This window comes from Salinicola sp. LHM, assembly GCF_034479735.1.
In the GTDB taxonomy this organism is placed as follows: Bacteria; Pseudomonadota; Gammaproteobacteria; order Pseudomonadales; family Halomonadaceae; genus Salinicola; species Salinicola salarius.
Genome location: NZ_CP140261.1, coordinates 1603069 through 1616255, shown reverse-complemented (window position 1 = coordinate 1616255; position 13187 = coordinate 1603069). Strand labels below are relative to the sequence as shown.

11 protein-coding genes are annotated in these 13187 nt (G+C 62.8%); 9 read left to right on the top strand and 2 right to left on the bottom strand.

Annotation, left to right across the window (positions count from 1 at the left end; all coding sequences use genetic code 11):
* Positions 1–280 precede the first annotated feature (280 nt).
* From R5R73_RS07535 to R5R73_RS07525, 3 genes are read left to right on the top strand one after another with little or no spacing between them, the layout of a single operon-like run.
* The gene (locus tag R5R73_RS07535) at positions 281–1312 is read left to right on the top strand and encodes a TRAP transporter substrate-binding protein (protein ID WP_071232920.1); all 1032 of its coding nucleotides are present in this window, start codon (positions 281–283) and stop codon (positions 1310–1312) included.
* A gap of 12 nt (positions 1313–1324) precedes the next feature.
* Positions 1325–1966, top strand: coding sequence for a TRAP transporter small permease (locus R5R73_RS07530; protein WP_071232921.1), 642 nt, complete (start codon positions 1325–1327; stop codon positions 1964–1966).
* Positions 1963–3246 (top strand): TRAP transporter large permease, encoded by a 1284-nt coding sequence (locus R5R73_RS07525; protein ID WP_071232922.1) that lies wholly within the window; start codon positions 1963–1965, stop codon positions 3244–3246. Before R5R73_RS07530 ends, R5R73_RS07525 begins: the two co-directional genes overlap by 4 nt.
* Positions 3247–3365: 119 nt before the next feature.
* On the opposite strand, the gene R5R73_RS07520 is transcribed toward R5R73_RS07525, so the two are convergent.
* Entirely contained in the window at positions 3366–5084 is a 1719-nt protein-coding gene (locus R5R73_RS07520) for a bifunctional protein-serine/threonine kinase/phosphatase (protein WP_110635860.1), read from the bottom strand.
* Positions 5085–5285: 201 nt separating this feature from the next.
* Between R5R73_RS07520 and ppa the strand changes: the two genes are divergently transcribed.
* On the top strand, positions 5286–5816 hold the full coding sequence (ppa, locus tag R5R73_RS07515) for an inorganic diphosphatase (RefSeq protein WP_071232924.1): 531 nt from the start codon (positions 5286–5288) through the stop codon (positions 5814–5816).
* 127 nt (positions 5817–5943) lie between these two features.
* On the opposite strand, the gene R5R73_RS07510 is transcribed toward ppa, so the two are convergent.
* On the bottom strand, positions 5944–6984 hold the full coding sequence (locus R5R73_RS07510; protein ID WP_322529324.1) for a DUF2333 family protein: 1041 nt from the start codon (positions 6982–6984) through the stop codon (positions 5944–5946).
* A gap of 339 nt (positions 6985–7323) precedes the next feature.
* On the opposite strand from R5R73_RS07510, the gene dsbD reads away from it, so the two are divergent.
* The 5 genes from dsbD to prmA all read left to right on the top strand — a co-directional run bounded on the left by dsbD (position 7324) and on the right by prmA (position 13064).
* A complete protein-coding gene (gene dsbD / locus R5R73_RS07505) occupies positions 7324–9390 on the top strand; it encodes a protein-disulfide reductase DsbD (RefSeq protein WP_322529323.1) in 2067 nt (688 codons plus the stop codon).
* Positions 9391–9635: 245 nt separating this feature from the next.
* Positions 9636–10079, top strand: coding sequence for a type II 3-dehydroquinate dehydratase (aroQ, locus tag R5R73_RS07500; protein WP_322529322.1), 444 nt, complete (start codon positions 9636–9638; stop codon positions 10077–10079).
* A 91-nt stretch (positions 10080–10170) separates the two neighbouring features.
* On the top strand, positions 10171–10638 hold the full coding sequence (accB, locus tag R5R73_RS07495) for an acetyl-CoA carboxylase biotin carboxyl carrier protein (protein ID WP_071232928.1): 468 nt from the start codon (positions 10171–10173) through the stop codon (positions 10636–10638).
* A gap of 35 nt (positions 10639–10673) precedes the next feature.
* Complete coding sequence (gene accC, locus R5R73_RS07490; protein WP_071232929.1) at positions 10674–12017, top strand: acetyl-CoA carboxylase biotin carboxylase subunit; 1344 nt, start codon at positions 10674–10676, stop codon at positions 12015–12017.
* Between the two features lie 147 nt (positions 12018–12164).
* On the top strand, positions 12165–13064 hold the full coding sequence (gene prmA, locus R5R73_RS07485) for a 50S ribosomal protein L11 methyltransferase (RefSeq protein WP_322529321.1): 900 nt from the start codon (positions 12165–12167) through the stop codon (positions 13062–13064).
* The last annotated feature ends 123 nt before the right edge of the window (positions 13065–13187 follow it).

The window sequence follows — 13187 nt, the reverse complement described above, 5'->3', positions numbered from 1 at the left end:
CGCCTTTTCGATATTCCATAATCAATGTTAGTAATTGAATTTAATGGATTTTTAATTCTCAACGCGACGCAAAAATGATCACATCACCCTATCTTATATCGACTTTTTAAACTTTTTAAACCAGAAAACGATGTCATCTCCCCTGATTTTCAGCGCCTCGACTCCCGCCAAAGGTTGAATATACGAATCCATGTAATTCTCCGCATACTCCGCATGGCATCGCCAATAAGGTGTCTTCAAAGACGCCAAGACGACAGAACAAACTCAGGAGTGAAATGCCATGTCTCTCATCAATCCAAAAACCGTGGCTGGCGCGATCGGGGTTGCCATCCTGATGGGTGGCGTTGCTAGCGCTCAGGCGCAGGATCCCATCGTCATCAAGTTCTCCCACGTCGTGGCCGAGAACACGCCCAAGGGCCAGGGCGCGAAGATGTTCGCCGAGGAAGTGAAAGAGAAGCTCGGCGACCGCGTGAAGGTCGAGGTCTATCCCAACTCGTCGCTCTACGGCGATGGCAAGGAGATGGAAGCCCTGCTGCTCGGCGACGTGCAGATGCTGGCGCCTTCACTCGCCAAGTTCGAGCAGTACAGCCCCAGCCTGCAGCTCTATGATCTGCCGTTTTTGTTCGACGACATCAATGCCGTCGACCGTTTCCAGCAGTCCGACGAGGGCCAGGGCCTGCTCGATTCGATGCAGGACCGCAACATTCAGGGCCTGGCCTATTGGCACAACGGCATGAAGCAGCTTTCCGCCAACAAGCCGTTGCGTGAACCCGGTGACGCCCGCGGTCTCAAGTTCCGCGTGCAGGCCTCCGACGTGCTCGACGAACAGTTCAAGGAACTCCGTGCCGTCCCCCGCAAGATGAGCTTCGGCGAGGTCTATCAGGCGTTGCAGACCGGCGTGGTCAATGGTCAGGAGAATACCTGGTCGAACATCTACAGCCAGAAGATGCACGAAGTGCAGCCTTACATCACCGAGTCGAACCACGGGATCATCGACTACATGGTGATCACCAACGCCGACTTCTGGAACGGGCTGCCGGACGACGTTCGCACCCAGTTGGAAGAGATCCTGGCCGATGTCTCGCAGAAGGTGAACCAGCAGGCTTACGATCTCAACCAGGACGCCAAGCAGTCCATCGTCGATGCCGGCACCAGTGAGATCATCCAGCTGACCCCCGAACAGCGTAAAGAGTGGCGCGACGCGGTTCGTCCGGTGTGGGAGAAGTTTCAGGATGATATCGGCGAAGACCTGATCAAGGCTGCCGATAGCGCCAACCAGTCCGACGCCACCTCGTCTGAAAACAGCCAGTAATCGAGCCGAACCATGACACGTTTCCTGCGTGCCTGGGCGCATCTGGAGGAGGGCCTGGTGGCCTTCCTCCTCGCCCTCATGACCCTGGTGACCTTCAGCTACGTGATGGTCAACAACCTCTATACCGTCTTCTACGATGCGGCGGACCTGTTCCCGTTCGCGGAAACGCCGCTCTTCGCGATCGGTGATTTCATCATCGATCTGGCCCAGGAGATGACCTGGAGCATCGCCCTGACCAAGGCCTGCTTCGCCTGGCTGATCTTCCTGGGCATTGCCTATATCGTGCGCATCGGTGCCAACATCGGGGTCGACCTGCTCGTCCGGCTGCTGCCGGAGCGTCTGCGACGCGCCGTGGGCATCCTGACATGCCTGATCTGCATCGCCTACACCGCCCTGTTCGCCGTCTCCAGCTACACCTGGGTACAGGCACTGATGCGCGCGCGGATCGGGGCCGAGGATCTCGACCAGTACGGCGTGCTGCAATGGCATATCACGATCATCGTGCCGATCGGCTTCACGCTGGTTCTTATCCGCCTGATCGAGGTGCTGGTGCGCATGCTGCGCGGCAAGCAGATCACCATGGAATTGAGCAACGAGTCCACGGACGCCCTGAAGCTCAAGGAAGAAGCCAGCACTGAGGAGAAGTCGGCATGACCATCGCCTTTCTGTTCGTGGTGCTTTTCGGCCTACTCTTCCTCAACGTGCCGATCGCATTCTCGCTGGGCATTGCCAGTTCGTTGACGATCCTGCTGTTCAGCCAGGATTCCCTGAGCTCGCTGGCGATCAAGCTGTTCGAGACCTCCGAGCACTATACGCTGCTGGCGATTCCGTTCTTCATTCTCGCCGGCGCCTTCATGACCAGCGGTGGCGTGGCAAGAAGGCTCATCAATTTCGCCAACGCCTGCGTCGGGCATATTCGCGGCGGCCTGGCGATCGCTTCGGTACTCTCCTGCGTCATGTTCGCGGCGCTCTCCGGCTCCTCCCCGGCGACGGTCGCGGCAGTGGGCTCGGTGGTCATCGCCGGGATGGCGCGGTCCGGCTACACCAAGGATTTCGCCACCGGCATCGTCTGCAACGCGGGGACGCTGGGCATCCTGATCCCGCCGTCGATCGTGATGGTGGTCTATGCCACGGTCACCGAAAGCTCCGTCGGCAAGATCTTCGTCGCGGGTATCGTGCCCGGGCTGCTGCTGGGCCTGATTCTGATGGTGGCGATCTATATCGTCGCCCGCGTCAAGAAGATGCCGGCCCTGCCCCGCCCCTCGATCGGTGAATTTCTCTCCACGGCCCGCAAGGCCAGTTGGGGGCTGTTGACCATCGTGATCGTGCTCGGCGGTATCTACGGCGGCTTCTTCACGCCCACCGAGGCTGCGGCGGTAGCCGCCGTCTACGCCGGCTTCGTGGCCCTGTTCGTCTATCGGGACATCACCTTCAAGCAGTGCCCGGGCGTGCTGCTCGACGCCGCCAAGTTGTCGGTGGTGCTGATGTTCATCATCGCCAACGCGATGCTGTTCGCCCATGTGCTGACCACGGAGCAGATCCCACAGACGATCACGGCATGGGTCGTGGATCAGGGCTTCTCGCCGATCACCTTCCTGCTGGTAGTCAATATCGTGCTGCTGGTAGCAGGATCGTTCATGGAGCCGTCGGCGATCATTCTGATCCTGGCGCCGATCCTGTTCCCGGTGGCGGCACAACTGGGCATCGATCCGATCCATTTCGGCATCATCATGGTGGTCAACATGGAGATCGGCCTGGTGACGCCGCCGGTGGGTCTGAACCTGTTCGTGGCTTCCGCCGTTACCGGCATGCCGCTGACGCGCACGATCCGGGCGGCTTCTCCCTGGCTGTTCCTGCTGCTCGGCTTCCTGCTGCTGGTCACCTACGTGCCATTCCTGTCGCTGGGCCTGCCCAACTGGCTGGGCATGCCGTAGGGCGAACCGGTCTGAAGCCACACGCAACCCGGCAAAAACGCGGAGGGCGCCATCACGGCGCCCTCTTCGTTGGTGATGCCATCACCCGGCCCGGTCAGCCGAGCGCACGGGTTACATCGCTACTTGAACCACCAGGAAAGAATCAGCAACAGCAGCAGTACGGTGGCGATCGCCTGCCACACGTTCGCTGGTTCCCGCCATGGCGGGCGCCGGCTTTCGTCGTCGCCCTTGGGGGTCGCCCGCAGATGATAGGCGAGCTCCGTGAGCCGCCGGAATCGCAGCGCGCGCAGCGGATCGAGCGAGCGCCGCAGCGCGTCGTCGAGATTGGTGCTGATCGCCGGATTGCTCAATTGGGCGCGACGGTAGGTCATCTGCTCCAGATCGGTATGACTGCGCAGATGGTTAGGCAGCAGGGTGTACGGCAGATGCCCGGTGAGCATCCAGTAGACGGTGGATGCCAGCGAATACTGGTCGCTACGACGACCGACCTCGGTATCCAGCGCGTACTCCGGCGCACTGTGCTCGGTCAGGCCGACCTGACGTGCAAGCTGGCGTGCCTCGCCCTGGGCGTCGCCCTCGCGCTTGTGGCAGGCGCCGAAATCGGTCAGCACCAGATTGCCGTGTCGGTCGATGAGAATGTTGTTCGGGTGGATATGCTGATGCAGCACATCGTGACGATGCAGCGCCTGTACCGCCTTGACCAGCTGCCGCGCGATGTCGAGCCGCTGGTCGAGACTGGCCTGCGGGTGCCTTCTCAGCCATTCCGTCAGCGTTTCGCCGTCGACGTAGCTCATCAGATAGTAGAGATAGCGGCGCGTTCTCGCCGGCTCCATCACCTTGACCACGAACGGCGAGTTGACGCGCTCGACGACCCACTGCTGCAGACCGAAGTGTTCAAGATAGACGTTACGGGTCGAAAGCTCCGGACTCGGCGCCTTCATCACCATGTCGCGTCCGCTGCGCACATCCCGCACATGATAGAGACGCGCCTTGGCGGTGCGCGACAGGACCTCGACGACTTCCAGGCCATCGAGACGCTCCCCCTTGGCCAGTTCCGGCGGCACCGGCAGGTGATGAAAGACGCGGGGCTGCTCGTTCGGCTCGTCGTCGGAGAGGCGATCGACCCTCACCAACTGGAAGCAGAACTGGTTGGCGTTGTAGCCCCGCTCGATGGCGCGCTGGTTGGCGGCTTTGGCCAGCCGCTCGCAGGCGGCGTCGAGATCGCTGACATCGCCGCGGATCAGCTGCACGTACTCCGAGGGCACCAGCGTGCCGCGGACGGCCTGGGTCATGAACAGGAACAGATCCCCCTGCTTGAGGGGAAAGGTGGAATAGTCGATATCGACATGACCATCCATCCCCAGCGCCCGCGAGGGGTAGCGATAGCCGCCTAGATCGGTGACGTGGTCGCGGGTCAGTTGTTCGAACTCCGCCCCGCGGATTCGATAGACCAGGGTATCGCCCATGTGGAAGAGATGCGCATCGTGCTGATGAAAGATCATCGCCGACAGCGAGCAGATGTAGCTGCCGCCTTCGATATAGCCGCTCTGGCTGTGGCACCAGCTGTTCAGTGCCCGCAGCACGCGAGTGGCCGAGGTCTTGATGTCCCAGTGATCCGGCGTCGAGTAGTAGTCGGCCAGAAAGCCCCTCACGCTGAGATCGCCGGCCTGCTTGGCGATCGAGTTGCGCCAGGTGGAATCACTGATCAGCGCGCACCCCCCCTTGGAGAACAACTGCTCGCCCTGAGGGATCTGCACCGACATCGAGCTGCGATGACGGTGCAGGTCCGGCGCGACGAAGGCCTGGCCGTAGGTCAGTGACAGCGAACTCTTGGACAACGGCTTTCTCCCAATGGATCGACGAACGGCGAGTGATCGGGCAACCTCGAATCGACGACCGAAGCGGCACGACACCTCGGCATCGGCTAACCTGCATGGACGGAGGTCAATGCCCAGGTTGGTAATCGGCCTAGCCAGTTCGTATAATTCCCCCGATTTTCGCCCGCTGGTGTTCAACCTGCAAACCGCAAGGACTCAACGATGAGTTTCGACAAGATTCCCGCCGGAAAGGATCTCCCCAACGACGTGTACGTGGCGATCGAGATTCCCGCCAACCACGCGCCGATCAAATATGAAATCGACAAGGACATGGACGCGCTGGTGGTCGACCGCTTCATGGCCACGCCGATGTTCTACCCGGCCAACTACGGCTTCATTCCGAACACCCTGGCCGATGATGGCGACCCGCTCGACGCGCTTGTCGTCACCCCCTATCCGGTCCAGCCCGGCAGCGTGATCCGCGCCCGTCCGGTCGGCGTGCTGAACATGTCCGACGAGGCCGGCGAAGATGCCAAGCTGGTCTGCGTGCCCCACGAGAAGCTGAGCGCGCTCTACAACGATGTCCACGAAGTCACCGATTTGCCCGAGCTGCTGCGCCAGCAGATCGCTCACTTCTTCGAGAACTACAAGGATCTCGAGAAAGGCAAGTGGGTCAAGATCGACTCTTGGGACGGCGCCGACGCCGCCCGCAAGGCCATCGAAAAGGCCGTCGCCGCCTACGAGAACGAGTAAGCGCCGCGACCGTTCGTCGAGCCTCGGCTTTTGCTCGAGGCTCTGATGAAACGATGAAAAACGCCGCCCCGGCATCGAAACCGGGGCGGCGTTTTGCGTTACGGCTCATAGGCCGTTCAGGTCAGGCTCAAAGTTGATTGCGGATCTTCTCGGCCAACTGAGACGCCCGCACCGTGTAGTTGGCCATCATCAGCGAGTGGTTGGCGAACAGCCCGAATCCGGAGCCGTTGAGAATGACCGGGCTCCAGACCCGCGCCTGGGAGCTTTCCAGCTCCGCCACCAGTTGATCGAAATCGGCGCCGACGCCGCTGCTCTCGATGACATCGGCGTAATCGATCCTGGCAGCCTGCATCAGCTGCGCCAGCGCCCAGGTGGTGCCGCGAGCCTCGAAGAACACATTGTCGATTCGCAGCCACGGCGTGCTGTCGTCCTGCTCATCGCCATTCGGCGACTGGCCGACGTTGGCAGCCAGTTGCCGGGTCTGGGTTTCCAGGCGCTGCTGAACCTGTGCCAGCCAGTCGGAGAGCGCCGAAGCATCGAGCGAAGCAGGTGCGTCAGTCGAAGCGGCAGCGTCCTGATTGGGCGCCCCAGGGCCGGCAGCGTTCTCCACGGCGGTGAAGGCTTCGCCGAGGTTGTTGCGCGCCGCGCGCAATACGGTTTCGGAGGCCGGCCAGCGCCAGCTTTCCAGATCGCCGGAGAGCGATTCGTTGGCCTGCGTCAGCGGCGCATCGCCCACGCTCAGCGATTCGCCCAGCAGGGCCACCGCATCGCGAACCTGCCGGGTCACACCGGCTTCCCAGTTGGGCATGTTGTCGAGCCACAACCCGGGCGGCATCACATCGTTGCGCAGGTAGCCGCCGGGCTTGTCGAGCAGCGTATCGAGAATCGAGATGTTGCTGGCAAGAAGCGCCTCGCCTGGCGCGGTGGCCGGCGGCGATTGGGCGTCATTGCCGCCGGTATCCACGCTCTGCGGGAAGCCGCGCTGCATCTGGACCGCCTGCCTGGGATCTGTCGGTGACGGGGTCCAGCTCCACCAGATGCCGAGGACGATGCAGACCAGCAGATAGATGACGACCAGTGCCACCAGCGGCTTCCAGATCCAGCCGTACTGGGGCGTTTCGAGAACCTCGGTGCGCGATAGCGGCGCCTTCTTGCGAAACAGGGCCATGGACGATCCTTGTGATTGCTGAGAGTGAAAACCGGTTGTGACGATCAGTTGTAAAAACCGGCGCAGAGAGCCAGCGTCAACGGAAACAGGGTTGGGATAGGATTGACTCTATCCTATCATGCTCCCCGTCACACGCAGCCCGTCTTTCGCTGCATATCGGCCTACTGCGCTGTCGCCGCGGCACTTTTCTCGCCCCATGCGATCAAAGCGTCATTCGCCTTTCGCGACTACGAACGTGACAGGTACGCACGAACGAGCAACAAGGCGGGCGGCATGCTCGGATTCACCATGAGCGGGCACGCCAGGTCTGCGCTTTCATCGCTGTCAGGAATTCATGTTTTGACGTCACGCTTTTACGGATGCCTCCTGGTGCTCGGCTACTGCCTGTTGGCAGCCCTTGCCCAGGCACAGGACTCTCCCGCTTCCTCGAATCAGGCCGCCTTTTCCGCTCGCGGCGGCAACGAGTTCCTGCCGGTCGATCAGGCCTTTCATGCCTACGCCTGGCATGACGACGAACGGGTCTACGTCGGCATCCGCAACCAGCCCGGCTACTATCTCTATCGTCATCGCTTCGGCCTGGAAAGTCGCCAACCCGGAATCGCGCTGGGATCGTTCAGGATCCCGCCCGGCCAGTTCAAGCACGATCAATATCTGGGCGATGTCCATGTCTTCTACGATCAGGTCGAGATCAGCGCGCCGCTGGCCGGCGGTGACGACCTCGCCTCCCAGGCTCCGATACCGATCACGCTCTCCTTCCAGGGGTGTGCCGATGCGGGGCTCTGTTATCCCCCCGAGCACTGGTCGCTGACCGCCAAGGCCGGGCCGCCGCCCGCCGCCTATCGCGATGCCAGCCGTGACGCCAAGGCCTCGCCGATCCTATCGCCGGCATCCGGTCCCGAGGCCACCCGCGATCCTTTCTCCGCATCGCCCGGGGACGAACCGCTCTCGAATTCGGCCATCGCTCCCGAAGTGTCTATCCCCGACAGGTCTATCTCCGGCACGTCTATCCCCGACACGTCCAGACCAACGGCGGCTCTGTCTCCCGCTTCAGCCAGCGAGAGCAACGCGCTGCCGGTCGCCACCGCCGATGGCCAATTTCAATCCCTGCTCCGCGAAGGCCTCGGGGCGAGCACGCTGGGGCTTTTCTTCCTCGCGGGGCTAGGGCTGACCTTCACCCCCTGCGTGCTGCCCATGCTGCCGATCCTGACCTCCATCATCGTGGGCCAGAACGCGCGTCGCGGGCGGGCGCTGCTACTATCGGCGAGCTATGTGATCGGCATGGTCTCGACGTTCACGCTGCTCGGCACGCTGATGGGCGTCTTCGGCGCCTCGCTCAATCTCCAGGCGCGGCTGCAATCCGGCTGGATACTGGTCCCCTTCGCGCTGCTTTTCGTGCTCTTCGCGATGGCGATGTTCGGCGCGTTCGACCTGCGGCTTCCCAACGGGATCAGCCAGCGGGTCGATACCTGGCAAGGCCGAATGCAGCGCAGCGGCCCGCTCGGCCTGGCCGCGGCCGGCGCCCTGTCGGTGCTGGTGGTGTCACCCTGCGTTTCCGCACCGCTGGCCGGCGCGCTGGTCTTCATCTCCTCCACCGGCGACGCCCTGGGCGGCGCACTGGCGCTGCTCGCGCTGGGTGCCGGCATGGGGGTGCCGCTGATTCTCGTCGGGACTTTCGGCGGGCAGTGGCTGCCCCGCGCCGGCGCCTGGATGAAAGGCATCAAGGCGTTGTTCGGCGTGATGCTGCTGGGCGTCGCGATCTGGCTGGTCGAGCGCCTGCTGCCGGCACCGGCGGTCTTGCTGCTGTGGGGAGCGCTGACGCTGGGTTGCGCGCTGGCCCTGGGCGCGCTGGATAGACAGATCGGCGGTGGCTGGCCGCGGGTGCGCCAGGCGGCCGGCTGGGTACTGCTGGTGTGGGGCGTGGCGATGGTCTGGGGCGCGGCCCAGGGTAGTGGCGATCCACTGCGCCCCTTGCCGGGATCGAACGCCGAGGCGTCTTCGGAAACGTCGAACCTGGCCTTCCGGACCGTCAATCGCCTCGACCAGCTCGAGTCGGCACTGGCCTCGGCGCGTGCCAGCGGGCGGCCGATCATGGTCGATGTCAGCGCCGAATGGTGCATCTCGTGCAAAGTGATGGAGCAGACGGTCTTCCCCGCGCCGGCCGTGGCCGAACGCCTGGCGGATTTCACATTGATCCGCGCCGACGTGACCCAGGACACCACCGCAAGCCGTGAGCTGCTCGATCACTACCAGCTGTTCGGGCCACCGGCGCTGCTGTTTTTCGCCGACGGCACGGAGCTTCGACGGGCCCGCATCCAGGGAGAAGTCGACGCCGAAGCGCTGACTCGCCATCTGGATGCGGTGAAGCGGCTGGCACATGACCGCTCTTCAGTGGCGTCCGGTTGCTAGTTCTTGGCTTTCAATTCTTAGTTTTCAGTTCTTAGTTCGCGGCTCCTGGTTCATGGTTCCGCGCCGTTAACCCTCGGCAATGGAAACCAGGTATTAACGAACATCGTTCGATGGTGAGGGTGGACACTCTCAGCATTTTTCGGCAAACTTCGACACCAACGAAAACGGTGCGCCGAGACGGCATCTTGCAGCAAAGTGACGCGATCTCGACAATCCATGAAAGGGTTAACAGCGCAAGGACAGTCATGGCTAGACTCCTGGTTCTCAACGGTCCCAACCTGAATCTGCTCGGCACACGCGAGCCGGCGGTCTACGGCACGACCACCCTGGAGGACATCCGGATTCGCTTGACCGAGCGCGCACTGAGCGCCAGCCATCAACTGGATTGGCTACAGTCCAACGCCGAGCACGAACTGGTCGAGCGGGTGCACCGCGCGAAGCAGGAGAACATCGATTTCATCCTGCTCAACCCGGCCGCCTTCACCCATACCAGCGTGGCCCTGCGCGACGCACTGACCGGCGTCGCCATTCCGTTCATCGAACTGCACCTTTCCAACGTGCACGCGCGCGAACCGTTTCGTTCACACTCCTATTTCTCCGACGTCGCCCGTGGCGTCATCGCGGGCTTCGGCGCCGACAGCTACGTGCTGGCGCTGGACGCCGCGCTTGCACAGCTGGATCGAGACTGATCCTTTTTCGCCAGCAGACGTTTAGCGACACTTCGCGTCGCACGCTACTGTCATATCCAACTATCGCATTCAACCAAACCGAGACATCGCCATGGATATACGCAAGGTCAAGAAGCTCATCGAACTCCTGGAAGAGTCCAACATCAGCGAAATCGAGATCCAGGAAGGCGAAGAGTCCGTGCGCATCAGCCGCCACCCTAACGGTTTCGGCGCCATGCAGCAGCCAATGGTCATGCAACAGCAGCAGCCGATGGCACCTTCCGCACCAGCGGCACCGAGCGCGCCGGTTGCCGAAGCCGGCGACGCGGCACCGGCCCAGCCTGCCGGTCACGCAGTGACCTCGCCCATGGTCGGCACCTTCTACCGCTCCCCGGCGCCCGGCGCCAAGGCGTTCGTCGAAGTCGGCCAGAGCGTCAAGAAAGGCGATACCGTGTGTATCGTCGAAGCGATGAAGATGATGAACCAGATCGAAGCCGACAAGGATGGCGTGATCGAAGCAATCCTGGTCGAGGATGGCGAGCCGGTCGAATTCGACCAGCCGATGATCATCATCAACTGATCATCTTCAACTAGGGCCACACGAGCGAAACCATCATGTTGGACAAGGTACTCATCGCCAACCGCGGCGAGATCGCCCTTCGCATCCTGCGCGCCTGCAAGGAGCTGGGGATCAAGACCGTGGCGGTTCATTCCAAGGCCGACCGGGAGCTGATGCACGTGCGCCTGGCAGACGAAGCCGTCTGTATCGGCCCCGCTTCCTCGGCGCAATCCTACTTGAACATCCCGGCCCTGATCAGCGCGGCCGAGGTGACGGACTCCAGCGCCATCCACCCCGGCTACGGCTTTCTCGCCGAGAATGCCAACTTCGCCGAACAGGTGGAGCGCTCCGGATTCACCTTCGTCGGACCACGCGCCGAGACCATCCGGCTGATGGGCGACAAGGTCAGTGCGATCAACGCCATGAAGGCGGCGGGCGTGCCGACGGTGCCGGGTTCCGACGGTCCGCTGCCGGACGACGATGCCGAGATCCGTCGTATCGCCGGCCGTATCGGCTATCCGGTGATCATCAAGGCGGCAGCCGGTGGCGGCGGCCGCGGCATGCGCGTGGTGCGCAACGACGATGAAGTCGCCAAGGCGGCCAGCGTGACGCGCTCCGAAGCCGCAGCGGCTTTCGGCGACGGCACCGTCTACATGGAGAAGTTCCTCGAGAACCCGCGCCACGTGGAAGTCCAGGTGCTGGCCGACGGTCAGGGCAACGCGATCCACCTCTACGATCGCGACTGCTCGCTGCAGCGCCGCCACCAGAAGGTGCTCGAGGAAGCCCCGGCGCCACATCTCGACCCGGAAGCGCGCGCCAAGGTGCTGAAGGCCTGTACCGACGCCTGCATCGAGATCAACTACCGTGGCGCCGGGACCTTCGAATTCCTGTACGAAGACGGCGAATTCTTCTTCATCGAGATGAACACGCGCGTCCAGGTCGAACACCCCGTGACCGAAATGGTCACCGGCGTCGATATCGTCAAGGAACAGCTGCGTATCGCCTGCGGTCAGCCGTTGTCGATCCGCCAGGAAGATGTCGAGCTGCGCGGCCACGCCTTCGAATGTCGCATCAACGCCGAAGATTCCCGCACCTTCATGCCCTCTCCCGGCAAGATCAACCTCTACCACCCGCCGGGCGGTCTCGGGGTGCGCATGGATTCCCACATCTACACTGGCTACAGCGTGCCGCCGCATTACGACTCCCTGATCGGCAAGCTGATCACCTGGGGGGCGGATCGCGAGATAGCCCTGGTGCGGATGCGCAATGCGCTGGACGAGCTGCTGGTCGAGGGCATCAAGACCAATATCGATCTGCAGAAGGATCTGGTACGTGACAGCGCCTTCCAGCGTGGCGGCGTCAATATCCACTATCTTGAAAAGAAGCTCGGGCTGAGTTGATTTCCGGGCATTGACGACGGGGCGGCCTATCCTTCGAAGGCCGCCCCGTTTTCGTCCTGATCTTCACTCGAGTCTCAGGCTCTGCCTGAAACCGGCGAGCCCGGCTCATGCAGACAGAGCACAAACTTCATTCCGGGAGAGCTGTCCATGGCGTGGCTACAACTCAAGGCATCCATCGCCCCCGAGCAGGCCGAATGGCTGGAAGAGCTGCTGCTTGCCGAGGGCGCCAGCGCGATCACCCTGCAGGATGCCCACGACGAGCCGGTATTCGAACCCGACCGTGGCACGACCCCGCTGTGGTCGGAAACCGTCCTCACGGGGCTTTACGACGATCTCAACGAGGTCGAGGCGATGATCGAACGCGTTCGGCGCGCCTGGGCCGAGCAGTTGCCCGACGACCCGGCGCCGCAGATCGAGTACGAGCTGCTGGCCGATCGCGACTGGGAGCGCGAATGGATGGACGGCTTCGAACCGCTGCGCATGGGTCAGCGCCTGTGGATCGTGCCGAGCTGGCACGAGGCGCCCGATCCCGACGCGGTCAACCTGCTGCTCGATCCCGGCCTCGCCTTCGGCACTGGCACCCACCCCACAACCGCACTCTGCCTCGGCTGGCTGGATGCACAGGATCTCGCCGGACGGCAGGTGCTCGACTACGGCTGCGGCTCCGGCATTCTCGCCATCGCCGCGCTCAAGCTGGGAGCCGATACCGCCGTCGGGGTCGATATCGACCCGCAGGCATTGCAGGCGAGCCGCGACAACGCCGAGCGCAACCAGATCGACGAGGCGAGCCTGATCCTCGACTACCCGGAAAAGATCGGCCGGGGCGAGTTCGAGGTCGTCGTCGCCAACATCCTGGCGGGGCCGCTGATCGAGATGGCTCCGACGATCGCCGCCCGGGTCCGCCCCGCCGGCCAGCTGGCGCTGTCGGGCATCCTCGCCGCCCAGGCAGAATCGGTGCTGGACGCCTATCGCGCCCAAGGCATCCTCATGGACGAGCCGCAGGAAAAAGAGGGCTGGGTTCTGCTGATCGGGCGTCGGCCGGGCTGAGGTTTTGTAACGGCGCTCCTCGTCCCGGCCTTTCGCTGCGAAGGCATTCATGCTGCGCTGCCCATGCCTGAAAGTGCTTCATGCGCCACGCCTGCGCGCTACGGCTTAGGTCTCGAGTCGACA